Origin of the sequence: Nonomuraea sp. NEAU-A123 (genome assembly GCF_018603905.1) — a bacterium.
GTDB lineage: Bacteria > Actinomycetota > Actinomycetes > Streptosporangiales > Streptosporangiaceae > Nonomuraea.
In genome coordinates this window covers 689306-712157 of the sequence record NZ_JAHFZZ010000002.1, presented here as the reverse complement: position 1 = coordinate 712157, position 22852 = coordinate 689306, and the positions used below count along the sequence as shown (strand labels likewise).

Here is a 22852-nt window from a genome sequence, read left to right as displayed (position 1 = left end):
GCGACACAGCCTCCCGCGTCGCGCGCCGACGCGATGGTCAGTGCAGACTCCGCGCGTCGAGTTGGCGCAGCACCCGGGTGACCACCTCCGGGTCGGCGCTCGGGTCACGTCGCGCGTCGATCACCGCCTGGCGGGCGGCCGACATCATCTCCGACTCGACCCGCCTGACCGTCCGTACCCGCTCGGCGCGTTTCTCGTAGGCCGCGCGCCGCTCGGCGTCGGCGGCCTCGGCGCTGATCCGCATGCCGAGGTCCGTCATCCGCTTGGCGAGCAGCTCCACCACCTCCTCGGGCAGGTCCTCGGCCTCGTCGATCTCCTTGAGCCGCCGCCTGGCCGCGGTCGCCGCGCTGATGGCCAGCCGCCGCTCCAGGTCCCGCTCGGCCGCGGTGTCGGTCTTGACGCCCAGCTTGGACACCAGCCAGGGCAGCGTCAGCCCCTGTACGACCAGCGTGGCCAGGATGACCGCGAACGCGATGAACACCAGCACGGCCCGCTGCGGGAACGGCGACCCGTCATCCGTCCGCAGCGGAAGCGCCAAGGCGAGCGCCACAGTGGCGACGCCACGCATGCCCGCCCACCACATGACGACCGTCTCCCGCCAGGTCAGCGGCACCTCCGACTCCTCGTCCCCGGCCCGGCGGGTCTTCCTGGCCAGCCAGGCGGCCGGCAGCAGCCAGGCCAGCCGTACCACCACCACGACGCCCACCACGGCGGCGCTCCAGCCGAGCGCTTCGCCCAGCCGCCCGCCGAGCGTGCCGAACACGGTGTGCAGCTCCAGCCCGATCAGCCCGAACGCCACCCCGGTCACGAGTGTGTCGACGATCTGCCAGAACGTCGCGGAGGCGAATCTGCCGTGCACGTCGTCGGCGTCCGACATGCGGTCGCCCAGGTAGAACGAGCTGGTCAGCACGGCCAGCACCCCCGAGCCGTGCCACCTGTTGGCCAGCGCGTAGCTGACGAACGGCACCAGCAGCGACAGCCCCACCTGCAGCGTGGCGTCGCCGAGCACGGCCATCAGCCGGCCCGCCAGCCAGCCGAGCCCCAGACCCACCGCGACCGCCACCACCGCCGACAGCACGAACTCGCCCAGCGCGCCCGGCCACCAGAAGACGCCGGTGACCGCTGCCGTGATCGCCACCTTGTAGAGCACGATCGCCGTAACGTCGTTGAACAGGCCCTCGCCCTCCAGCAGCGACACCAGCCGTCTGGGCAGCCCCAGCCGGCCCGCCACCGCCGTGGCCGCCACCGGGTCGGGCGGCGCCACCAGCGCACCGAGCGCCGCCGCGGCCGCGATCGGCAGGCCCGGGATGAGCGCGTGCGCCGTCACCGCCACGACCGCCGTCGTCACGAACACCAGCGCCACGGCGAGCAGGACGATCGGCTGCCAGTTCGCCGCGAACTGCCGCCACGACGTCCGCCGCGCCGCCGCGTACAACAGGGGAGGGAGCAGCAGCGGCAGTACGATGTCGGGCGGTACGTCCACGTCCGGCACGAACGGCAGCAGGGCCAGGACGATGCCGAGCAGCGTCATCAGAACCGGCGGCGGCAACCCGAGCCGGTCGCCGAGCGGCACCGTGATCAGTGCGCCCAGCAGGATGAGCATGAGCAGCACGAACTGGTCCAAGACGCCCTCCGATGATCCCCGGAATCAGCCTAGACGGGCGGCCGGCGGAGCTCACGGAGGGGCCCGTACCTGCGCGTTCGCGGTCGAGGACGTGCGAGGTGCGGTGGCTCGGGTGATGTGTCAGCGGTCGAGGACGTGCAGGGTGCGATGGCTCGGGTGATGTGTCAGCGGTCGAGGACGTGCAGGGTGTGGTGGCCGGAGCCGAGGGCGACCGGGCCCTCCGCCGTCATGGCGACCACGTCGGCCACCCGGGCGCCGAACAGGTCCGGCACGTAGATCGCGGGCTCCAGGCACAGGGTCATCCCCGGTTCCAGCGGCGTGTCGTCACCGGGCACGACGCGCGGGCCCTCGTCGTGGCCGAGCCCCACGCCCCGGCCGAAGTGGGCGGCGGCGAAACGGCCGTACCCACTGCCGTCGATCACGTCCCTGACCGCCCCGGCCACGCTCTCGGCGGCGGCCGCCGGCCGCGCCGAGCGGAGGGCGGCGGCCCGCGCGGCGAGTACCACCGAGTACATGGCCTCGAAGTCCTCCGGCGGCTCGGCGACGGCGAACACCCGCGCCACCTCCGCGCAGTAGCCGTTCCACCGGCCGCAGAGCGACACCAGCAGCGCGTCACCGGGGTTGATCACCCGGCCGCCCGGCTGGTGCGCGGGACGGGCGGTGTGCTCGCCCGCCGCGACCCGCAGCGACAGGACCTCCTCGCAGCCGGTCTCCAGCAGCAGCCGCCGCAGCCGAGAGGCCATCGCGCGCTCGGTGGCGCCGAACCAGGCCAGCTCGCGGGCCTGGCCGAGCACCGATTCCGCGGCCACGACGGCGCGCTGGACCGCCTCGATCTCGTGCGGCCGCTTACGCAGCCGCAGCGGGGCAAGCACGGCCGTGGCCGGCACCAGCTCTGCCTCGATCGTGAGCCCGAACAGCTCGCGGACCCGCATCTCGGGGTCCACGCCGACCCGCCGCGCCGCGCGGGGCACGAGCGGGCCGGGATCGGCGGTCTCGGCGGCCGTGTCCAGGGTGACGACGAGGAACCCCTCGCCCTGCCCGCCCAGGAACCTGAAGTCGGGTGAGGGCCGCAGCACCAGGGCGTCGACCTCGGCCTCGACCATGGCCGCCCGCACGGCGTCCAGGATGGGTTCGGTCACGTCGCAGGCTCGTGCAGCCAGCAGGCGACCGGTCCGAAGTCGGGCTCCTTGTCCCGGCAGATGTCCATGACCAGCGGGCAGCGCGGGTTGAACCGGCAGCCCCGCGGCGGGTGCGCCGGATCCGGCACGTCCCCGGGCAGTTCGGCGGGCAGCACGCCCAGCCCGTCCGGCTTGGGGATGGCGCGCAGCAGCGCCTGGGTGTACGGATGCCGGGGGTTCGCCCACACCTCGGCCGTGTTCCCGACCTCGACGATCTTGCCGAGGTACATCACCGCGATCCGGTCGGCGATCAGCCGCACCACCGACAGGTCGTGGCTGATGAACAGCAGCCCCGCCCCGGAGTCCACGGCCAGATCGCGCATCAGGGTGGCGACCTGCGACTGGGCCGACGCGTCCAGCGCCGAGATGGGCTCGTCGCCGATCAGCAGCCGGGGCCTGGCCGCCAGCGCCCTGGCGATCGCGATGCGCTGCCGCTGGCCGCCCGAGAACTCGTGCGGGTGCCTGCCCGCGAAGTCACGCGGCAGCCCGACGCGTTCCAGCAGGTCGGCGGGCGCGGTGGCGGTGTCGCCGGAGGTACGGAGCCCGTCGGCGATCTGGTCGCCCACGCGGCGACGCGGGTTCAGCGACGCGTACGGGTCCTGGAACACCATCTGGATGCCCGTCAGCTTCCGCTTACGCAGCCCGAGCGGCGTGACCGGTTGCCCGTCGAACGTGATCGAGCCCTCGGTGACCGGGTTGAGCCCGCAGACCGCGCGGGCCAGCGTCGATTTGCCGCAGCCGGACTCGCCGACCAGGCCGACGACCTCGCCGGGGCCGACGGCCAGGCTCGCCCCCGCGACCGCCCGGACGATCGGGCGCCCGGGGGAGCGGTGCTCGACGACCAGATCGTCGATCGCCAGCAGGGTCATGAGTCCTCCGAACGGGGGCCGGGAGCGGGTTCGGGCGAGGGCTCTGCGTCGGGCAGCGAGTCGAGCAGGGAGCGGGTGTAGGGGTGGGCGGGTTCGCGCAGCACCTGGCCGCGTGGCCCCGTCTCCACGACCAGGCCGTCCTTCATCACGCTCACCTCGTCCGCCACCGCCGACATGACGCCCAGGTCGTGGGTGACGAGCAGGACGGCCAGCCCCAGCTCGTCGCAGAGTCCGCGCAGCAGCCGCAGCACACCGGCCTGCACGGTCACGTCCAGCGCGGTCGTCGGCTCGTCGGCGATCAGCACCTTGGGCGAGCAGGCCAGCGCGATGGCGATCGCGATGCGCTGCCGCATGCCGCCGGAGAACTGGTGCGGGAAGCGCCCGTACGCCTCCTCGGCCCCGGGGATGCGGACCTTGCCGAGCAGTTCGACGGCCCGCCGCCGGGCCTCCCGCTTGTCGAGGCCGAGGTGGTGGCGCATGTGCTCGGTGAGCTGCTTGCCGATGGTCAGCATCGGGTGCAGGCTCGTGGCCGGGTCCTGGAAGACCATGGCCACCTCGCCGCCACGCACCCGGTTCAGCTCCTTCGGCGGCAGCGTGAGCAGCTCACGCTCGCCGAGCGCGATGCTGCCCGTGGTCCGCGAGCCGTGCGGCAGCAGGCCCAGTACGGCCAGCCCGGTCATGGTCTTGCCGGACCCGCTCTCACCCGCCAGCCCGTGCACCCGGCCCTCCTGGAGCGACAGGTCCACGCCGCGCAGGATCTCCTTGCCGCCGATGGTCACCTTCAGATCGGTGATGTCCAGGGTCACAGCGCACGCTCCTTGATGGCGCGGGCCGTACGGGGATCGAGGGCGTCCCGCAGCGTGTCGCCGAGGAAGTTGAAGGCCAGCACCACGGTCAGGATCGCCAGGCCGGGGAAGGTCGCCACCCACCAGCTGTCGAAGACCTCCACGCCGGAGGCCACCATCGCGCCCCACTCCGGAGACGGCGGCTTGGCCCCGAGGCCGAGGAACGACAGCCCCGACAGCAGCAGCAGCGCGGTGCCGATGTCGAGCGTGGCGAGGACGAGCACCGGGCCGGTCACGTTCGGCAGCACGTCCACGCGCAGCGAGCGCCAGGCCGAGAAGCCCAGCAGCCGCCCACTCAGCACGAACTCCCGCTCCCGCACGCCCAGCACCAGCCCGCGGGTCACGCGGGCGTAGGCGGGCCAGGCCACGACGAGTACGGCCAGCACCGCGTTGGTCAGGCTGGCCCCGAGCGCCGCGGCCACCACCATGGCCAGGATGACCGTCGGAAAGGCGAACACCAGGTCCGCCACCCGCATGATCGTCTCATCCACCCATCGACCGAAATATCCGGCGCAGGCGCCGAGCAGGCCGCCGACCAGCACCGACAGCGCCACCAGCATCAGCGTCAGCGGGATCGACACCCGCGCGCCGTGCATGACCCGGCTGAGGATGTCGCGGCCGAGCTGGTCGGTGCCGAACCAGTGCCCGGGCCCGGGGGCCGCCAGCCGCGGCAGGTCCTGGGCCAGCGGGTCGTGCGGCGCGAGCACCGGCGCGGCCAGCGCGACCACCAGCCAGACGATCGCGATCACGCCACCGACGACGGCCAGCGGCTGCCGCCAAGCCTCGGGGAGCCGCCCGGTCAGGCCCTTGCGGGCCAGGGGATCCCATTTCACTGAAGCCTCACTCGGGGATCGATGACGCCGTACAGCACGTCCACGATCAGGTTGATGACGAGGTACACGACGCCGACCACGAGCCCGACGCCCATGACGGCGGGCAGGTCGAGGGTGGTGGCGCTCTTGTAGGCGTACTGGCCGACGCCCGGCCAGGCGAAGATCGCCTCGACCAGGACCGTGCCGGACAGCAGGCTGCCGAACGCCAGGCCCGCGACCGTGATGATCGGCACCAGCGCCGAGCGCAGCACGTACCGGAACAGGATCGTCCGGCCGGGCAGCCCCTTGGCCCTGGCGGCCCGCACGTAGTCCTGGCCGAGGACCTCCAGCACGGCGGAGCGGGTGAAGCGGGTGAGCAGCCCGATCGTGTACAGGGCCAGCACGAGGGCGGGCGTGATCAGGTGGCCGACGGCCGAGCCGAAGATGTCCCCGCGGCCCGCGAGCAGCGCGTCCACGGTCTGCAGGCCGGTGACGGCCGGGGCCGAGCCCAGCGCCGCGTCGACCCTGCCGCTGCCCGGGGTGATCTGCAACCGGTAGAAGAACACGTAGAACGCCACCAGCGCCAGCCAGAACGTCGGCACCGAGATGCCGATCAGGCTCAGCACCCGCAGCGCGTGGTCCGCCAGCCGGTCCCGGCGCAGCGCGGCGATCACGCCGAACGCCACGCCGAGCACGAGCGAGACCAGGATCGCCGCCCCGGCCAGCTCCAGCGTCGCCGGCACGAACTCGGCCAGGTCCTGGCTCACCGGCCGGTGGCTCTGCTGGCTGGTGCCGAGGTCGCCGTGGACGACGCCCTGCAGGTGCAGCAGGTACTGCTCCCACAGCGGCTTGTCCAGGCCGTGCTGGGAGCGCCACTGCGCGACGATGGCCGGGTCGCCCAGGGCCCGCTGGCCCAGGTTCGCGGCCACCGGGTCACCGGGCACCAGGTTCGTCAGCACGAACGTCACCAGCGTGATGCCCCAGGCCAGCAGGAGCGCCAGGAGGATGCGCCGGATCAGAAACCTGGCGAGGGGGTGCGCCCCGCGCCGCCGGGGCGCGCGGGGCGTGTCGTCCGTGGCGGGCATGCTTACTTCGCGCCCAGGTGGGCGACGTCGACGGTCCAGACCGGGTGATACTCGAGGCCGGTCACCGAGGCGGCCGTCACGATGTTCTGGCTCGGCTGGATCAGCGGGATGAACGGGCCCGAGGCGTTCAGCTTCGTCTGCACGTCGGCGTACGCCTGCTTGCGCGCGTCGTCGCCGATCGCGGTCGCGGCCTTCTCACCCGCGGCCTCGATCTCCTTGGCCGCGCCGGTCTTCCAACCGGCGCGCAGGCCCACCGTCTTGCCCGGCAGGAAGGCCAGGTAGTCGCTGGGGTCCGGATAGTCGGGACCCCAGTACCACAGGCCCAGCTCCTCCTTGCCGTTGCGGTAGTTGTCGAGCGCGGTGGTGACCGGCGCGGGCTGCAGGTCCACCGTGATGCCGACCTCCTTGAGGTTGGCCTGGATCCGCTCGGCCAGCGGCTGGAACGACAGGCCGTTCACGGTCAGCTCGCTCGGGTACTCCAGCTTCACCGTGGGGTTGGCCACGCCGCTCGCGGCCAGGGCCGCCTTGGCGCCCTCGACGTCGCGCTTGGCCGCCTGGTCGGCGGGCAGCGCGCCCAGCAGCTGCGAGGGGATCACGCCGGGCGCCTGCGTGGAGCCCTCACCGGCCAGCTCGAGCAGGCCCGTGTAGTCGACGCCCTTGCGTACGGCCTCGACGAACTTGGCGTTCGGCGTGGTCTTGCTGACCTTGTCGTCCTGGTTGGCCAGCAGGAAGATCACGTTGGCCGAGGCGGTCTTCTTGACCTGGAGGTTCGCCGGCATGCCGGTCACCTGGTCGCCCGACAGGTTGAGCGCCACCTGGCTGTCGCCGCGCTGGACGTTCAGCTTCTGGGTGGCGGCCTCGACGTTGCGGATGACGACCTTGTCGTAGGCGGGCTTGGTGCCGTAGTACTTGGCGTTCGCCTTCAGCACGACCTGGCTGCTCACGTTGAACGACTCGATCGTGTACGGGCCCGACCCGGCGGCGGCCGAGTTCAGGTACTGCTCGGCCTTGTCCTGCGCGTCCGCCGTCGCGCCGTGCTGCTTGGCGAGCTTGCTGTTGATGATGCCGAGCGCCGGGTTGGGCAGGATGAACGGCAGCGCGGGGTTGGCCGCCTTGGAGGTCAGCGTGACCGTCGAGTCACCCTCCTTGGCCACCTCGACGCCGTCGAGCAGGAACGACGGGGTGCCCTTCATGTCACGCACCCGGGTCAGCGAGAACACCACGTCGTCCGCGGTGACGGGGGAGCCGTCGGCGAACGTCGCGCCCTGCTTGAGCTTGAGCGTGAGCACCTTGCCGTCCTTGGACAGCTCGTACGACTCGGCCAGCGCCGGGACCGGCTTGGTCACGTCGGCGCCTTCGAAGGTGAGCAGCGTCTCGTAGATCGCCTTCTCCACGAAGAGGCCCGTCGGCTCGTACGTGCGCCCGGGGTCGGCCGTCTTGAGGTCGAAGGACGTGTCGATCACCAGGGTCTTGCCGCCGCCACCCTGGGCGGCGGGGGTCTGGGAACCGCCGCTTCCGCAGGCGGCGAGGGCGAGTGCACCGGCGAGCAGCACAGCCGCCGTCTGCGAGCGGGTCGCCATTGAGTCCTCCAGTTGGACGATTGGCCGAAAGATGCCGAGGATTGTCCGGCAGAACGTCCAGGCGCTGTGCGGTCGCTAAGACGTATATAAATGGGCTGGGGGTAACTATGAGTGAAATTTCCAGAAATGGTGCCAGTGCTAGCGGTCAACCTGGACGGATCGGCATCGGCCTCGAGCTCGACGCCGTCCATATGAAGATCCTCGAGGTCCTGCGGGAGAACGGCAGGATCTCGGTGTCGGCACTGGCCGAGCGGGTGGGCATCTCCCGGGCCAACGCGTACACCCGCTTCGAGGCGCTGCGCGCCGACGGCGCGATCAAGCGGTTCACCGCCGAGATCGACCACGTCAGGACGGGGCTCGGCATCACCGCACTGATCTTCGTGACCGTGCGGCAGCAGATGTGGAAGCAGTTCAGGGCTGAGCTGGCCAGGATGCCCGAGGTCGAGTACTGCGCGATCACCACCGGCCAGCACGACGCGATGATCCAGGTGCGGATGTCGGACGTGGCCGAGGTGCACGCCATGGTGACCGACCGGCTGGCCAACATCCCGGCCGTGAAGGCGACCGAGACGGTCTTCATCCTGGACGAGGTGCTCAGGCGGCCGTACGTGCTGCCCAGCGATCGTGACAAGGCCCGTCCGGTACGGCGGGCGGCCCAGGAGACCTCCGGCGACGTGCCGCTCGGCAAGATGCGCTTCGTCGGCGCCGCGGAGGGCAGGGCCGCCCTGCGAAAGGACGGCTGACCGGCCTCGGCCGGCTTCACCGGCGGCCCGGCCGGGCAGTCTCTTGTGCTGGTCAGGCGGTGACGACCTCCGTGCACACGCTGACGTGCCGGGTCTCGTCGCCCTCGAACTGGAACTCCTCTATGAGGCGCAGCCTGCCGTCGGCGTCGGTCTCGATGCGGCTGTTGCTCTGGCCGCCCGCCTTGCCGCCGGCCGCGAGCGCGTGCGCGTAGGCGATGGAGACGACGTCGCCGTCCCTGGTGCCGACGAAACGGCCGTGCGTGACGGTGCCGCCGGTGTAGCTGCCCCACACCACCCCGTCGGCCTCCCAGTAGTCGAACTCGGTGGGCCGCTCCAGGTCCACCACGCTCGCCGTCGAGCTCACCATCACGAATCTGCGGCCGTTGAGAAGGTTCACGCCGCCCATGGTCCCGATATTTCATGACACGGAGAGTCAGCCTGGACATTTCTCTCCCCACACCATGATCTCATCGGCGATCCGTCCAGCCGCAGGGCCCACAAATCAGGACTTGTCAGGAATCCGGCTCTCCAGTGCCGGACTGACCGGTGACCTCACCTTCGCGCCCGGCCACCACCCATCGGTGACGTCCTGTACCGCAATGTATCCCCTGAGTAGCCGTGCTATCTGTGATAGTAATGTCACGCTCAGTGTCTGGTGGGGATTGGGGAGATCCTTATGCTGCAATACATCATCGCGGCCGCGGCCGCGGTAGGCGTGGTAGCGGTCGCCGCCACGCTGTTCAGGCTCGCGAAGAAGGGCAGCGACGACAACGACGCCGGCGGACCGTCGGCGGGGCACGCGGGCGCGATGCTGTCCGCCATGTTCCTGCTGGTCTTCGCCATCGCGATCATCGTGCCGTGGACCACCGCCGACACCGCCGCCCAGAACACACAGACCGAGAGCCAGGCCGCGGTAGAGGCCTACTGGTCGGCCTCCGGACTGCCCGGCACCGCCCCCGCCCTGGTGCGCGCCGGGCTGCGCGACTACATCACGTTCATCGTCAAGGACGAGTGGCCCGTCATGCAGCGCGGTGCGATGGACCCTGTCGGCACGGAGCGGCTCGACGCGCTCCGGGCCCGCGTCGACGCGCTGCAGGTGACCACGGACCAGAAGGAGGCCAGGACCGCGGTGCTCGACCACATCGCGGCGATCGCCGCCGCCCGCGCCCAGCGCGCCGCCGACGCCGGCGCGACGCCCCCCGACGGACTGCTGGCCCTGACGATCATCACCGGCCTGCTGGTCGTCCTGTTCCCGTTCCTGGCCGGGGCCAGGCCGCGCGGCCTGGCGCTCCTGCCGGTGGTGGCGATGGCCGCGATGCTCGGCTTCGGCATCTACCTCACCTGGGACATCTCCCACGCCTTCAACGGACCGCTGGCCGTGGAGCCTGAGGCGTACAAGAGCGCGCTGCAGGAGTTCGCGCGGATATCCGGAGGCGTCTGACCGTGGGCGCCTGGCGCATGCCGCTGCTCCTTGCGGGCACGCTGTTGGCGCTGTCCGCGGGCGCTCCCGCCGCGGCCGATCCGGAGCCCGGCGACTCGACCGTGAGCGTCAGCGCCGACGTGACCGTCTGCGTGGACGTGCCGCTGGTGAGTGTGCACATCGGACGATGCGGATCGCGGGTCGCGAACCCGCCACCCAAAACCATCCCGAACCCACAACCCGCCGTCACCGCGAACCCACAACCCGCCGCCACCCCGAAGACGACACCCAGGGTCCGGGTCGTGATCACCCCCCGCCCCGCGAAACCCCAGCCGACCCATCGACCGACCTCTCGGCCGACCCCTAACCACGTGCGGGTACCCGCCGTCGTACCCCCGCCCGTCCACGCCAAGCCGACCCCGAAACCGAAACCCGAACCGACGATCAAGCCAACCCCCAAGCCCGCGGTGGCCTACGTACGCGCCAAGCGCGTCGAGCCGCCGCGCCCGCGGAAGAATCCGCTGGGCACGGTGCTCCTGATGGTGGTCCTGACGACGGTCATCGCCTCCACCACTGCTGTGGCGTTCGCAGCCGTACGATAAAACCGGCCTCCGGAGCCGGGTGCGTAGGTTCGAAACCTACAGGGGGCACTCCTCGCCAGCCAGGTCAGATGCCGTCTGACCTGGCTTTTCGCAAAGATCATCTCGCACCATCACCGCCGGCGCGGCCGGCGGCAAGCCCTGTTCGAGCAGGACGCCGGGACGGAGCCCGCATGAGCCGCCGGCACGACGCGACAGCTCCGCACCTGGGGCTACGGTGTGATCTCTTGCTGCGGGGCCGACGATCCCGCACGCTGACGAAGCGATCCGGGTGACGACGAACGAGACGCTCGCCTGCTCCAGGCGATGAGGTAGAAGAGGTCGATGCCGCCGACCACCGCGATCACTCATCACGCAGCGCCGACCACGACGACTCGAGCCGATGCCAGAGGAGTTCGGTGGTCTCGAGAGTCCGCGCGGCGCTCTCCAGATCGGACCGGTTGTCGGTGAGGCCTGCCACAACGTCTCGGAAATGTTGTAGGGCGGGGACGAAACCCATCACGGTCCAGCCGGAGTTCGACGGCGTCGGCAGGGTGTAGTTGGGACGCCAGACCTCCGCTGGACCGTCGGCGGGACGATACGTGCAGGTGTCGACATTGTCGACCTGCACGGAGTCTCCTCGCCCGTAGACCTCGACGAACTCACCCCGATGCGCGAAGGAGGCAGTCGTGCAGAAGTCGAACGAGCATGTTGCACCTCCGTCCGTCCGGGCGACGAGACTCACGCTGAGGCCGACGGTGGGCACGACATTCAGGACCGCGGAGATCTCGTCGATCTCCCCCACGAGGTACCGTGCCAGGTCGATCATGTGCACCGGGTTGTCGATCAGGTAGTGGCGAAGATCGGCGAGGTACTCGTCGACGCGACCCATCGCGAACGTGAAATGCGCCAGGGAGGGAGAGCCGAAGCCCGCGGAGCCGATCACCTCCCGAGCACGCTGGTACGCCGGCGCGAACCGCTTCATGTACCCGACGACGACCTCGGTCTGTGCCTCGGCGGCGAGGGCGGCGCACTCCCGGATCTCGGACGCGGACTGCCCGCCCGGTTTCTCGCAGAAGACCGGGATCCGAGCCTCGATGCATGAGGCGAGGATCGGCCGGTAGGCGGCCGGCGGGACGGCGACCACTACCCCGTCGAGACCGCCGGCCGCGAGCATGTCCTCGACCGAGGTGTGGTGAGCATCGGCGCCCCAGCGTCCGGCAGTGATTGCCGCACGCTCCGGCGTCCGGGCGCACGGTGCGCCTGCCCACCCGGCACCTGTCGGTCGAGCTAGTCTTCCCCGCCGCGTTGGACCCGGTGGTGTGGGGCACCGAGACCTCCACCACCGCCGAGGCCGTCGCCCTGCGCACCCCGATCACCCGCACCGGCCGCGGGGACGAGGTGGTCTTCTCCTGGGCCACCGATGATCCTCCGCTACCGGCTGGAATGGCGTTTCCGCGCCCGCGACGACGAGGCCCAGCCCTCGGTCGCGTTGCGCACCGCCAGCGACCGGATGCGCGCGGCTGGCATCGTGCAGCACGGCGCTGCGATCCTGACCGTCCCTGCGCGTCCGTTTACCCTGCCCGCCGAAGCCGACCACGCCGGCGACGTCATCGACCGCCTGTTCGCCGCCATGCAGCGGGTCCGCGAGCACCACGCGTTCGGCAAGGGCATGGGACTGGCCGCACCGCAGATCGGCATCGACCGGGCCGCCGCCATCATCGTCCTGCCCGACCCGGACGCTGACCCACTGATCGTGCTCAACCCCTGCATCGTCAGCGAGTCTGCCGACACCGACGAGCAGTACGAGGGTTGCCTGAGCTCTTCGATGTGCGCGGCCTGGTCCCCCGCCCGCTGCGGATGGAGATCAAACACACCCACCTGGACGGGCAGGCGGTCATCACAGTGGTGGAAGCGGCGCTGGCCCGCCTGGCCGGCCATGAGATCGACCACCTGTACGGGCGCCTGTATCCGGACCGCATGCGGCCCGGTATCACGCCGATCCCGGTTGCGGAGTACCGCGGGACCGGTCACCCCTGGAGCTACACGTGAGCCCCGGCCGCCCCCGGATCATCATCGCCGCTCTGGGCCCTCCTTCGAGCAGCCGCCGCGCCTGCGCCGAAGCGCTGGGCGCGAGGCGGCGGCCGCGGAGGCCATCGACCTGGATCCTGCGTGCGGCCCGCGAGGCGATCAATGACGCGTAGCCGGTTGAGGCCTCCAGGGTTAGCTTTGCCCAAGGCGATGACGGCGTCGGTCAGCGCGCTATACAGGTAGCCGTGGTTCCAGTGCTCCTGTGCCAGCGGGCCGCCGTCCTCCAACTGGCGGACGAACTTGGCGAGCTGATCGGTCCACTCACCTGCCGTCGACGGTAGCCGCGGGGCGGCATTGGCCCGCTGGATACGGCTGGGAGTCCACCGCGCGCGCGTCCCGCGGGCCCTGCGGGAGATGTTGATGAACTCCTCGATGGTCTCCTCGCACATGGCGTAGAGCCGGGAGATCCGCCAGTCATAGGACGAATCCTGCTCGGTGCAGAGATTGACCACGGCGCGCTGCATGGCGAACAGCCGGATCATCGCCTCGCGCGCATCAGGAGGCAGCTCGTCGCGCGCGGCCGACAGCGCGGCCGCGCTCACGTAGTTCGCCAAGGTCGTCCCTGACTGGGCGGCGGCCGTTTCCAAGGCGTCGTGTTCGGCGTCGGACAGGCGGAGGTTGACGCGGTTTCTGCGCTGCCCCTGGCCGCGTTCGCGGGGTCGTCGACGGCGTGTCGATGGCGGTTCCTCGTCGTCCGTCACACGCCCTCCTGACAGTTTGGGGAACCCAAATCTATAACTTTTCCGCAACGGGCCAGGCGCGCGAAGCCCTGGCAAGAAGGGCTGTGCGGTGTGAAGCGAACGTCGAGATAGCGCTGGACCTGCAAGAAGCAAGCATTCGATCATGGTCGGTCGGCGAGTTCGGGGCGTGGTGGACGGCGGCTCTTTGCACCGGCAGAGGCCCGGACCTTTCCTACAAGATCAAGGCGCGGCGTGTCGGCCGCCAGGGTGTCGCCGAAGGAATCCAGGAGCTCTTAGGCGAGGTCAAAGGCATGGCCACAAGCGCGCTGATCCCCACACACCCTTGGCGCTAGAGCGAAGAAATCATGCAGCCAGAAGAAGGGCAGGCTCACGCCCCTCGTGGTCGGCTTCCCTTTTAAGGGCATCACCACGCTGCGGCGGGGGGATGCCCCGTTGCTCTGGAAAGCCCCACCACGTCAGCCACATGACCAGTGAGCCCTTCAGCGTTCTGCGACGCCTCTTGCGGATAACGCCTGGCTGAGGTCCGGACTTTCGGTGATCCTGAAGCGCTTGCCAAGCCAGCCAGGCGGTCAGCGTCATGGAACCGGCCAAGCTGGCGACCTGAAAGGGAGTGGGTGCCTCATCCCACCCGGACACCGCACTCAGCGCTGACGCCAACGTGGTCAATAGGGAGAACACCAATAGCCGTACTCGCCCTGGTCGCCGGTTTCGGCGGCGGCTCGCACGACCACCCATGACCTCATGAATACCCCATCAACAACCCGTCTGCGCGCAGATTGGCCTCCGATGTCGTCTGCCAGTTGAGTTGAGGCACTAATTTGCCCGTGACCTGCGGTGCCTCAGAAGAACTGGCAGACGCAGGGATGCTTTCCGCCAATCAATCTGAGGCATCTCGGCTTCCTTCCGGGTCGGGAATGACCTGGCAGGCGTTGCGGATCTCTCCCTCGCGGACGAGTCCGTCGATTGCTTCGATCATCGCGGTGATGCCGGGCCGGGACGTGAGGTCGTGTAGAAGTAGAGGTGGTTCGCCACGCGGCTGTTCATCGGCGCGGCCCCGCCCCCGCAAGGCGGGTTACAGCCGGATCAGGTCGGCGACCTCCTCGGGCAGGCCGGGTGAAGTCATGACATGGCCCATCCCGGGCACGACGTGCAGTACCGCGCCCGGAATCGCGGCAGCCAGGGCCTCGCCGTGACCGAGCGGATAGACCGGATCCTGGTCGCCGTGCACGATCGAGGTCGGCGCGGTGATCGACGACAGCGGGGCGAGCAGATCAGGGGCGTCTGTCCACGCGGCCCGGTGATGGTTGGCCGCGGCCGCCGGGTCGGTAGCCCGCGACAGCGCCAACTCCAGCATCGCCCGGGCGGCCGGCTCGTCGAACGGCCGAACCGGCCCGTTGAAGACCCGGAACAAGGCCACGTCGGACTCCACTCCCGGCGGCAGCCCGGTGGCCATATGCGCGAGAAACGCCGGCGACGGCGGTGGTAGATCATCCGGGTCGGCCGGCTCCCCGGCCATCGCCCGTGCCCACGCCGGACTCGGATCATGGCCCATCGGCGAGCTGGACATCACGGTCAAAGACCGGACCCGGTCCGGCGCGTGCACCCCCAACCACTGCGCGATCATGCCGCCCATGGAAGTCCCAGCCACATGAGCGGAGCCCAGTCCGTAACCGTCCAGCACAGCCAGGCAGTCGCGAGCCATGTCCCCGATGGTGTACGGGTGAGCATCGAAGTCGATAACGCTGGACCGACCGGTGTCCCGATGATCGAACCGGATCACCTGAACCCCACGCTCAACAAGCCGACCAACCAGTGCATCAGGGCAACTGACACCCTGAGCAGCCGACCCCATGACCATCAAAACAGCGGGAAGCCCAGGATTCCCGACCCGCTCAGTCCAAATCCGCAGCGGCCCGGAGGCCACAAATCGCTCATGCGCATCCAACATGGAGGCACGGTAGCGGCTACCTGCTGCCGAACGCCGACATTTACCGATGGCCCGGCCGAGAACAGCGCACCGCGACCGATAGAACCGGTCGTACCTCAGTAACTGCCCTCCGCCACCGCCCGGGTCAGCCGACTCACCACCGACCACGTCACCCTCGACGACACCACCGTGAAGATCCAACTCGGGACGACACCCATCACCCTGCCCGAGCCCGTCGCCGACCTCACCCGCCACGTGCTGGACGGCAAACGTGGACACGCCACCACCGGCGCCGCCAACCCCTCACCCTGGCTATTTCCTGGAGGCCAACCCGGCCGCCCGATCAGCGCCACCCACCTCGGGAAACGCCTCAAAGACCTCGGCATCCAACCCGGCCAAGCCCGCTCCACCGCCCTGTTCCAACTCGCCACCGAACTGCCCGCCACCCTGCTCGCCCGCATGCTGGGCTTCCACATTGACGTCGCCGTCGCCTGGCAACGAGCATCCTCCGGCGACTGGATGACCTACGCCGCCGACGTCAGCCGCCGCGAACCCCGTCTCCCCAAGCGGCCGAGTCCAACCCCTCAGGCTTGATCGAGATCCTCGCGCTTCAGCAGCGCAAGGAGTCGGATCCCATTCGCAGCCAAGGCCTCCGCACCGCCCTCTTGCCGATCGATGACACACAACGCGTGGTCGATCTGGGCTCCTAGATCACGCAACTGACCAGTGGAGATCGCGATCTGCCCGCCCGAAGTCACCACGTCCTCAATGACCAAGACCCGCCGTCCCTTGACCTCAGCACCCTCGGCCAGCCGGGCAGTGCCATAGGACTTCGCTGTCTTACGCACAAACGCGCACGGCAGAGCAGTGTGCCGTCCCAGCGCCGTGACCACCGCGATGCCTCCCATCTCCAGACCGGCCAACACCTCAGTTCCGACAGGGACCAGCGACGCCATCCCCAGCGCCAACTCATCCAAAAGAAGCGGGTCAGCCTCGAACTGGTACTTGTCGAAGTACTCATCGTCCACTCGTCCCGAACGCAAGACGAACCGGCCACTCAACCGGCAACAGCCGCGAACCCGACGGGCAAGATCCACATTGCTCACCACGACAGCATGCCAGAACCCCAACAGGGCCTGTTCAGAGACCTATTCGGACAGTTCTGATATCCGACGGTGCCGTTAGCCTCGCAGGAGGAAATCGCCGAGCTGGTCGACCGGGCGCTGGACTACTGAAGGGTGCCCGGTGCGAGGGCCGCCACCACCGGCAGACGACTCCCGCCCCATCGGTCATGCAAGGTCTACGAAGCTGCGCACGGTCCAGCCCCGCCGCACGACGTACAGCCCACTTCCTGCGCCGATCTCCTCCGAGTGAGCTTTGAGGTCGTCGATGTCCACCTCCTCAGGCCACCGTGTTCCCGTCTCCGACCACCGAACTCCCTCCAGGTCGATGTCCGCCAGGCGGAGGCTGCGCAGGTCGGACGCCGTGAAGTCGTCGAGAAACGTGCGGACCGACGCTGCCGCGAGGGGAACATCCCGGCCCAGCGCCTCGCGAATGGCGCGCCGAACCGCGTGAAAAGGCGGGGCGACGAAGTCGTATTCGCGGAGGCGGTCGAGGTCGCGGGCGAGAGCGCGGGCAGAGGCGAGGTTGCGGTCGGGATCGGGGTCGAGGTCGAGGTCGGGGTCGAGAGCGAAGGCGCGGGCGCGGATGTGGGCGCGGTCGAGGGCGCGGGCGTGGTTGAGGGTGTGGTCGAGGGTCCGGGCGAGATCGCGGGCGAGGTCGAGTACGTGGGGGGTGCGCCGTAGGGTCAGACGATCTTGTGGGCTGACGGCCTCCAGGAGTTGCTCAGGGGTGAGCGGACGGCTTTCGTCCTGAGCCTGCGGCGCAACTGCGCTCGTGGCAGGCAAGATCGCAGCAAGTCCGGTTTCGACGTTGACAATGGTGTCCAGATCATCCAGTTGAGCCGCGTGATGGGAGTGCAGCAGCGCCTCGCGCAGGCCAGCCTCGATATCCAGGACGGTGCGTAGATCGTCGATCAGGGCATGATGGCACAGGTCGAGTCGGTCAGCTTCGTTGTGGTCGTGGTTGGCCATCACGCCTCCTCACCGGTGGCGAAGTACCCGGCGTCGGTGAGGTGCTTGATCGCGGCTCGCCGGGCTTTTTTGAGGCTGGCGCTGACCGCGTTGGGGGTCATGCCAAGCTGGTCGGCGATCTCAGCGGGGGTATACCCGCTGAACGTCCAGGCCAGAACCTGTCGTTGGCGGTGTGGCAGACCGCGCAACACCTGGTGTAGGTCATGGCGAGCTTCCCAGGCCGTGCCATCTTGGGGGTGGGGGAGCAGCGCGGATCCGAGGGCCGGCGTTTGTACCCTTTGACGTCGACCACCAGGTCCTCACCGACCACCTGGATGACCTGGGCGAGACCGTGATGGGGGAGTAACGTGAGGTGATGGATCGTCGTATCTTCGGGCTGGAGAACGAGTACGGCGTGACCTGCACGTTCAGGGGGCAGCGCAGGCTGTCCCCCGACGAGGTCGCGCGCTACCTGTTCCGGCGGGTCGTGTCCTGGGGCCGATCGAGCAACGTCTTCCTCCGCAACGGCGCCCGTCTGTACCTGGACGTCGGCAGCCATCCCGAGTACGCCACGCCCGAGTGCGACAGCGTGATCGAACTGGTCACGCATGACAAGGCGGGGGAGCGCATCCTGGAGGGTCTGCTCGTCGACGCCGAGAAGCGGCTGCGCGAGGAGGGCATTGCCGGCGACATCTACCTGTTCAAGAACAACACCGACTCGGCCGGCAACTCCTACGGCTGTCACGAGAACTACTGTGTGGGCCGGCAAGGCGAGTTCGGGCGGCTGGCCGATGTGCTGATCCCGTTCCTGGTCACCAGGCAGATCATCTGCGGCGCGGGCAAGGTGCTGCAGACGCCGCGTGGCGCGGTCTACTGCGTGTCGCAGCGGGCCGAGCACATCTGGGAGGGCGTGTCGTCGGCCACCACCCGGTCCAGGCCGATCATCAACACTCGTGACGAGCCGCACGGTGACGCCGAGCGGTTCCGCCGCCTGCACGTCATCGTCGGCGACTCGAACATGAGCGAGACCACGATGCTGCTCAAGGTCGGCGCCACCGACCTGGTGCTGCGCATGATCGAGGCGGGCACGGTGATGCGCGACCTGTCGCTGGAGAACCCGATCAGGGCCATCCGCGAGGTCTCCCACGACATGACCGGCCGGCGCCGGGTGCGCCTGGCCAACGGGCGCGAGGCCTCCAGCCTGGAGATCCAGCAGGAATACCTGTCGAAGGCCAAGGACTTCGTCGAGCGCCGCGGCGGCGATGCGATCGCGCACCGGGTGCTGGAGCTGTGGGAGCGGACGCTGCACGCGGTCGAGACCGGCAACCTCGACCTGGTGGCGCGCGAGATCGACTGGGTGACGAAATACCAGCTCATCGAGCGCTACCGGAAGAAGTACGATCTGCCGCTGTCGTCGCCCAGGGTGGCGCAGCTCGACCTGGCCTACCATGACGTGCATCGCAAGCGGGGCCTGTTCTACTTGCTACAGCGCCGCGGTGCGGTGGAGCGGGTGGCCTCCGACATCAAGATCTTCGAGGCCAAGTCGGTGCCGCCGCAGACGACCAGGGCGCGACTGCGGGGTGAGTTCATCCGCAAGGCGCAGGAGAAGCGGCGCGACTTCACCGTCGACTGGGTGCATCTCAAGCTGAACGACCAGGCCCAGCGCACCGTGCTGTGCAAGGACCCGTTCCGCAGCGTCGACGAGCGGGTGGACAATCTCATCGCCGGCATGTGACCGAGCGGCCGGCTGGCATCGCATCAATGCCCACGCCACTCTGCGTCTGTACGGGCACCAGATTTGGCCGACGACCGCCGCGAGGTCCGCGCTGCGATCCGCCGCGCCGATCAGCACTGCAGTGGGGAGAGTCCACCACCACATCGAAACGACCTTCCGCACAGTCCGGAGGGCCGTTGACGTCGGTCAGACGAGAGGCAGGTCTTTGCGTGCCTGTTCCAGGTCGGTGGCCCAGATCCACAGTCGTTGCGCGGGCGGGACCTGGTGGTAGCCGAGCAGGCCGACCTCGGTGAGCCGGGCTTCCAGGTCGGCGATCATCCAGGTGAGCAGGCTGGTGTTCTCGTGCGGAACCGCCTGCGGCCTGACCTTGTCGATGCCGGAAACCTTGGTGATGCACTCATCGGCGGCTTGGGCCATCGTGGCGAACTCCTTGCGGGCGATCGAGCAAGGGTTGCCGGCCTCGAAGGTGGTGGCGCGGTGCGTGTCCTTCACCGACGTCATCGCCGCGCGTGCGGCGGACATGGCGTCGCGGGCGCTGAACTCATCGCCGTGTCCGTGGCGCATGTAGCGGATGACCTAGCCTCGGTGCCGGACAGGGTCGGCCGAGGGTATGAACCTTTCCAGGCGGTCGCCCCGGTTGGCCGCGATCACGCGGACGGCCCGCCGCAGCCGGTGGCCGAGTTCTATGAGCGCGTCCAAGCCCGCGGGGCGACGTCTGACGTCGAAGTGCGGCTGCGCGACACGACCAAGAAGCTGAAGAAGACGATCGCGAACAAGAACAAGGAACTCGCCATGATCAGACAGGACGTTCCCGCCCTGGTCCGGGCCGTTCATCAGCTCACCCTGGAGAACCAGGAGGGGCGCTTGCAAACGACGAGAATCTTGTCGCCCGGTGCCGGTTCGTGGTTGCGGCGGTCGGGTGGCGTCGGTGGTTGTCGGGGGCTGATGTGGTCAATCATTGTGGTCAGCCGGTGGGGGCAACTCAATTGCGCGACGAAGCGCCTCGACCACGTCCATGGCGGGCTCGAGAGAGAGACCGGTCGCTCGGCGGATCTCTTTGATGGCGGCAATACGTTGCCCCGACATGATCAGGACGCGAACTGCATGCTGCACCTCGATAGGAACAGCCACATCAGTGATCCGGTCCGGATCAGGTCGTCTTAAGTGGCCTCTTTCGCTGATCATCCGACCGGAGCCCACGAGCCAAGCCATGATTAAGGCAGACGCAACCCAAGCGATGGTCTCAAGTATGTGGATCAATCTGCTCCCCAAGTCGCCTTAGATGCTCACCCGAACCGAATTTTCTACGGGGATGGAGCGCACGTCGCAGTCAGCTTGTTCTTTATCCTCCGGATTGTTGGAGAGCGGCCGCCGGTGATCGAGTACGACTCCATCCCTATTACGCCGGAGCGGGTTCCTGATTGTCGTCTCCCAGCGGGCCGAAGCGCCATTCGCCTTCGCCGAGCAGCTCGAGTTCGTGGGTGTGGTGCTGTGCGACCGTCGAGCGGTGGCTGACGCTGACGACGATGGTGTCGGGCAACTCTGACCGCAACAGTTGATAGAGCATGAACTCCAGGTCCTCGTCCAACGCCGAGGTCGACTCGTCCATGAACACCACCTTCGGCTTCGTCAGCAGAATCCGTGCGAACGCGATCCGCTGCTGTTCGCCAGGGGAAAGCACCTTGGCCCAGTCCTGCACCTCGTCGAGCTGGTCCTCTAGATGCGGCAGCGCGACCTTTCGCAGTGTGCCGCGCAGGGTCTCGTCATCGACGGTGCCTTCTTTGCCGGGGTACGTGACGACAGCGCGCAGGTCGCCCAGTGGTACGTAGGGCAGTTGCGACAGGAACATCGTCTCGTTGGGTCCGCACGGTCGGGTCAGCGTGCCGGTGGTGAACGGCCACAACTCGGCGAGGCTGCGCAACAGCGTGGTCTTGCCGCTGCCGGATGGCCCGGTGACGACCAACGTGTCACCCACTTCGAGCCGCATGTCGAGCGGATTGATCAACTGCCGTCCATCGGGGGTACGGACCTCGACGGCCTCGAGCTGAACCGTCCCGTCGACGCAGGGCAGCGTCGTCACCTCCGGCAGCGCCCTGGCCTCTTCGTTGGCGATGACCAGACCGTGGAGCCGGATGATCGCCGCCCGGTAGCCGGCGAAGGCGTCGTAGGCGTTCCGGAAGAACGAGAGGCCGTTCTGGATCTCGTTGAACGCCGCTGCCGACTGGGTGAGATCGCCGAGGCGGATCTCGGCGGCGAACAGCCGTGGCGCCTGCAGGATATAGGGCAGGGGCACGATGCTCTGGCTGATCGAGTAGTTCCAGGCGTTGAAGCCGATGGTCCTGTTCAGATACCGCTTGTAGTTGCCGACGACGGGGGCGAACAGGCGCCGCAGCCCTGAGCGCTCCACGAGCTCGCCATGGTAGAACGCGACTGCCTCCGCCGCATCGCGCAGGCGCACCAGGGCGTAACGGAACGCCGCGTTGAACTTCTCGTTTCGGAAGGCCAGCCAGATGATCGGCTTGCCGATCCAGAAGGCGATGACGGAGGCGATGAGAACGTAGACCAGCCCGATCCAGAACATCGCCCTGGGGATCTCGCCCCCGAAGAGGGAAAGCGTACCCGAGAGTTTCCACAGGATCGCCGTGAACGACACGATCGAGGTGACCGCGGAGATGGCGCCGAACAACAGCGTGCTGGACGTCCCCCCGTTGCTCGGCAGGTTGGGCAGAGGTCCGAATCCGGCGGTGACCAGGTCGATGTCGGACTGAATACGCTGGTCCGGGTTGTCGATGGTGTCGTCGATGAATCGCGACCGGTAGTAGGCCTTACCATCGAGCCAGTCTCCGGTCAGCCTGTCGGTGAGCCAGGCGCGCCAGGCCAACACGAACCGCTGGAGCAGGAACAGATCCAGCAGCAGCCGGGCGATGTGGATCGCCGCCAGGATGCAGAAGACCCACAGGGACATCCAGAAGCCGTGTTCGCCGGAGCTTTTCACCGGAGTGTTGTTGACGGCGATGCCCTGGACCGCGACCTGGAGGCTGGACAGCATGTCGTTGCCCTGGTAGCTGAGCAGCACGTTCAACCGGACGCCGGCCACCACCGACAACAGCAAGGCGCTGAGCCAGAGCCAGACCTTGACGCTCCCCGGACCGGTGAAGTACGCGCCGGTGATGCGCCAGAATTGCCTGCCCCACGTCGTGCAGAGGCCTATCAGCACGAGGACCGCCAACGTGCAGACCGCGGCGATCGCCCAGGCTTGGGCGATCCACACCAGCGATGCCCAGACCTCAGAGCCCCAGTCGAGGGTCGGGGTGAACAACTCCATTCCGGAAACGTATAGGCACAGAGCGCGACGAGCGCCCTGGAGAACTCGACTCGCGGGAGGGAGTCGTTCGAGCCGCCATTCTTCGACGGCGACCCCCGGCGGGCGCCGGCCCGGCCCGCGCACCGCGTGCTGCTCAAGTAATGGATCACATCCTGTGACCGCCCGCCGTTCTATCGAGGACGGGGACGATGCTCTTGTGGCCGGGTGTTCACGCCTCCTCCGAGTCGTCGAACACAGGCGGCACGAGCTTGATCAAGGACTCTGAGC

General features: G+C 68.7%; 23 protein-coding genes and 1 pseudogene. 7 read left to right on the top strand and 17 right to left on the bottom strand.

Features of this window, described 5'->3' with window-relative positions:
- Positions 1 to 37: 37 nt before the first annotated feature.
- From KLK06_RS07405 to KLK06_RS07375, 7 genes are all read right to left on the bottom strand, one after another.
- A complete protein-coding gene (locus tag KLK06_RS07405) occupies positions 38 to 1624 on the bottom strand; it encodes a Na+/H+ antiporter (RefSeq protein WP_250904970.1) in 1587 nt (528 codons plus the stop codon).
- Positions 1625 to 1788: 164 nt separating this feature from the next.
- A complete protein-coding gene (locus KLK06_RS07400) occupies positions 1789 to 2763 on the bottom strand; it encodes a M24 family metallopeptidase (RefSeq protein ID WP_308168134.1) in 975 nt (324 codons plus the stop codon).
- Positions 2760 to 3671 carry an ABC transporter ATP-binding protein gene (locus KLK06_RS07395; protein ID WP_214634535.1) on the bottom strand — a complete coding sequence of 304 codons (912 nt, stop codon included), beginning with the start codon at positions 3669 to 3671 and terminating at the stop codon, positions 2760 to 2762. The genes KLK06_RS07400 and KLK06_RS07395 overlap by 4 nt, the downstream gene beginning before the upstream one ends.
- The gene (locus KLK06_RS07390) at positions 3668 to 4477 is read right to left on the bottom strand and encodes an ABC transporter ATP-binding protein (RefSeq protein ID WP_214634534.1); all 810 of its coding nucleotides are present in this window, start codon (positions 4475 to 4477) and stop codon (positions 3668 to 3670) included. The genes KLK06_RS07395 and KLK06_RS07390 overlap by 4 nt, the downstream gene beginning before the upstream one ends.
- Entirely contained in the window at positions 4474 to 5349 is an 876-nt protein-coding gene (locus KLK06_RS07385) for an ABC transporter permease (protein WP_308168133.1), read from the bottom strand. The genes KLK06_RS07390 and KLK06_RS07385 overlap by 4 nt, the downstream gene beginning before the upstream one ends.
- Positions 5346 to 6413, bottom strand: coding sequence for an ABC transporter permease (locus KLK06_RS07380; protein ID WP_214634533.1), 1068 nt, complete (start codon positions 6411 to 6413; stop codon positions 5346 to 5348). Before KLK06_RS07380 ends, KLK06_RS07385 begins: the two co-directional genes overlap by 4 nt.
- Before the next feature lie 2 nt (positions 6414 to 6415).
- The gene (locus tag KLK06_RS07375; RefSeq protein WP_214634532.1) at positions 6416 to 7993 is read right to left on the bottom strand and encodes an ABC transporter substrate-binding protein; all 1578 of its coding nucleotides are present in this window, start codon (positions 7991 to 7993) and stop codon (positions 6416 to 6418) included.
- 107 nt (positions 7994 to 8100) lie between these two features.
- Between KLK06_RS07375 and KLK06_RS07370 the strand changes: the two genes are divergently transcribed.
- Positions 8101 to 8736 carry an Lrp/AsnC family transcriptional regulator gene (locus KLK06_RS07370; protein WP_214634531.1) on the top strand — a complete coding sequence of 212 codons (636 nt, stop codon included), beginning with the start codon at positions 8101 to 8103 and terminating at the stop codon, positions 8734 to 8736.
- A 52-nt stretch (positions 8737 to 8788) separates the two neighbouring features.
- On the opposite strand, the gene KLK06_RS07365 is transcribed toward KLK06_RS07370, so the two are convergent.
- A complete protein-coding gene (locus KLK06_RS07365; protein ID WP_308168132.1) occupies positions 8789 to 9133 on the bottom strand; it encodes a hypothetical protein in 345 nt (114 codons plus the stop codon).
- Between the two features lie 279 nt (positions 9134 to 9412).
- On the opposite strand from KLK06_RS07365, the gene KLK06_RS07360 reads away from it, so the two are divergent.
- Both KLK06_RS07360 and KLK06_RS07355 read left to right on the top strand, forming a co-directional pair.
- Entirely contained in the window at positions 9413 to 10177 is a 765-nt protein-coding gene (locus KLK06_RS07360; RefSeq protein ID WP_214634530.1) for a DUF4239 domain-containing protein, read from the top strand.
- 17 nt (positions 10178 to 10194) lie between these two features.
- Entirely contained in the window at positions 10195 to 10758 is a 564-nt protein-coding gene (locus KLK06_RS07355) for a hypothetical protein (protein WP_214634529.1), read from the top strand.
- Positions 10759 to 11098: 340 nt separating this feature from the next.
- Here the strand turns inward: KLK06_RS07355 and KLK06_RS07350 are convergent, their stop codons facing one another.
- Entirely contained in the window at positions 11099 to 11962 is an 864-nt protein-coding gene (locus KLK06_RS07350) for a Gfo/Idh/MocA family protein (RefSeq protein WP_214634735.1), read from the bottom strand.
- 147 nt (positions 11963 to 12109) lie between these two features.
- Positions 12110 to 12391, bottom strand: coding sequence for a hypothetical protein (locus KLK06_RS62235; protein WP_308168153.1), 282 nt, complete (start codon positions 12389 to 12391; stop codon positions 12110 to 12112).
- On the opposite strand from KLK06_RS62235, the pseudogene KLK06_RS07345 reads away from it, so the two are divergent.
- Positions 12284 to 12786, top strand: a pseudogene (locus tag KLK06_RS07345) (peptide deformylase). The gene KLK06_RS62235 and the pseudogene KLK06_RS07345 sit on opposite strands and share 108 nt — an antisense overlap.
- Here KLK06_RS07345 and KLK06_RS07340 read toward each other — a convergent pair.
- A complete protein-coding gene (locus KLK06_RS07340) occupies positions 12777 to 13526 on the bottom strand; it encodes a DUF1778 domain-containing protein (RefSeq protein ID WP_214634528.1) in 750 nt (249 codons plus the stop codon). The pseudogene KLK06_RS07345 and the gene KLK06_RS07340 overlap by 10 nt on opposite strands.
- Before the next feature lie 1072 nt (positions 13527 to 14598).
- A complete protein-coding gene (locus tag KLK06_RS07335; protein ID WP_214634527.1) occupies positions 14599 to 15474 on the bottom strand; it encodes an alpha/beta fold hydrolase in 876 nt (291 codons plus the stop codon).
- Positions 15475 to 15642: 168 nt separating this feature from the next.
- Here KLK06_RS07335 and KLK06_RS07330 point away from each other — a divergent pair, with 168 nt between their 5' ends.
- A complete protein-coding gene (locus KLK06_RS07330; RefSeq protein ID WP_214634526.1) occupies positions 15643 to 16047 on the top strand; it encodes a hypothetical protein in 405 nt (134 codons plus the stop codon).
- Here the strand turns inward: KLK06_RS07330 and KLK06_RS07325 are convergent.
- From KLK06_RS07325 to KLK06_RS61330, 3 genes are all read right to left on the bottom strand, one after another.
- Entirely contained in the window at positions 16038 to 16559 is a 522-nt protein-coding gene (locus KLK06_RS07325; protein ID WP_214634525.1) for an orotate phosphoribosyltransferase, read from the bottom strand. The genes KLK06_RS07330 and KLK06_RS07325 overlap by 10 nt on opposite strands.
- A gap of 183 nt (positions 16560 to 16742) precedes the next feature.
- Entirely contained in the window at positions 16743 to 17546 is an 804-nt protein-coding gene (locus KLK06_RS07320) for a hypothetical protein (RefSeq protein ID WP_214634524.1), read from the bottom strand.
- Positions 17546 to 17794: a sigma-70 family RNA polymerase sigma factor gene (locus KLK06_RS61330; protein WP_284734930.1), complete on the bottom strand. Its 249-nt coding sequence runs from the start codon at positions 17792 to 17794 to the stop codon at positions 17546 to 17548. Before KLK06_RS61330 ends, KLK06_RS07320 begins: the two co-directional genes overlap by 1 nt.
- 107 nt (positions 17795 to 17901) lie before the next feature.
- On the opposite strand from KLK06_RS61330, the gene pafA reads away from it, so the two are divergent.
- Entirely contained in the window at positions 17902 to 19260 is a 1359-nt protein-coding gene (gene pafA / locus KLK06_RS07310; protein ID WP_214634522.1) for a Pup--protein ligase, read from the top strand.
- Between the two features lie 186 nt (positions 19261 to 19446).
- Here pafA and KLK06_RS07305 read toward each other — a convergent pair whose 3' ends face one another.
- Entirely contained in the window at positions 19447 to 19824 is a 378-nt protein-coding gene (locus KLK06_RS07305; RefSeq protein WP_214634521.1) for a hypothetical protein, read from the bottom strand.
- A gap of 21 nt (positions 19825 to 19845) precedes the next feature.
- Here KLK06_RS07305 and KLK06_RS07300 point away from each other — a divergent pair, with 21 nt between their 5' ends.
- Positions 19846 to 20424 carry a hypothetical protein gene (locus KLK06_RS07300; protein ID WP_214634520.1) on the top strand — a complete coding sequence of 193 codons (579 nt, stop codon included), beginning with the start codon at positions 19846 to 19848 and terminating at the stop codon, positions 20422 to 20424.
- A gap of 235 nt (positions 20425 to 20659) precedes the next feature.
- Here KLK06_RS07300 and KLK06_RS07295 read toward each other — a convergent pair whose 3' ends face one another.
- The gene (locus KLK06_RS07295) at positions 20660 to 22585 is read right to left on the bottom strand and encodes an ABC transporter ATP-binding protein/permease (RefSeq protein ID WP_214634519.1); all 1926 of its coding nucleotides are present in this window, start codon (positions 22583 to 22585) and stop codon (positions 20660 to 20662) included.
- Positions 22586 to 22852: the final 267 nt, after the last annotated feature.

Bases quoted from the DNA above. Each gene is read 5' to 3' on its own strand.
- KLK06_RS07320 (WP_214634524.1), bottom strand. From the start codon at position 17,546: ATGGCCAACCACGACCACAACGAAGCTGACCGACTCGACCTGTGCCAT.
- KLK06_RS07395 (WP_214634535.1), bottom strand. From the start codon at position 3,671: ATGACCCTGCTGGCGATCGACGATCTGGTCGTCGAGCACCGCTCCCCC.
- KLK06_RS07335 (WP_214634527.1), bottom strand. From the start codon at position 15,474: ATGTTGGATGCGCATGAGCGATTTGTGGCCTCCGGGCCGCTGCGGATT.
- KLK06_RS07370 (WP_214634531.1), top strand. From the start codon at position 8,101: ATGAGTGAAATTTCCAGAAATGGTGCCAGTGCTAGCGGTCAACCTGGA.
- KLK06_RS07355 (WP_214634529.1), top strand. From the start codon at position 10,195: ATGCCGCTGCTCCTTGCGGGCACGCTGTTGGCGCTGTCCGCGGGCGCT.
- KLK06_RS07305 (WP_214634521.1), bottom strand. From the start codon at position 19,824: ATGCGCCACGGACACGGCGATGAGTTCAGCGCCCGCGACGCCATGTCC.
- KLK06_RS07360 (WP_214634530.1), top strand. From the start codon at position 9,413: ATGCTGCAATACATCATCGCGGCCGCGGCCGCGGTAGGCGTGGTAGCG.
- KLK06_RS07380 (WP_214634533.1), bottom strand. From the start codon at position 6,413: ATGCCCGCCACGGACGACACGCCCCGCGCGCCCCGGCGGCGCGGGGCG.
- pafA (WP_214634522.1), top strand. From the start codon at position 17,902: ATGGATCGTCGTATCTTCGGGCTGGAGAACGAGTACGGCGTGACCTGC.
- KLK06_RS07295 (WP_214634519.1), bottom strand. From the start codon at position 22,585: ATGGAGTTGTTCACCCCGACCCTCGACTGGGGCTCTGAGGTCTGGGCA.
- KLK06_RS07375 (WP_214634532.1), bottom strand. From the start codon at position 7,993: ATGGCGACCCGCTCGCAGACGGCGGCTGTGCTGCTCGCCGGTGCACTC.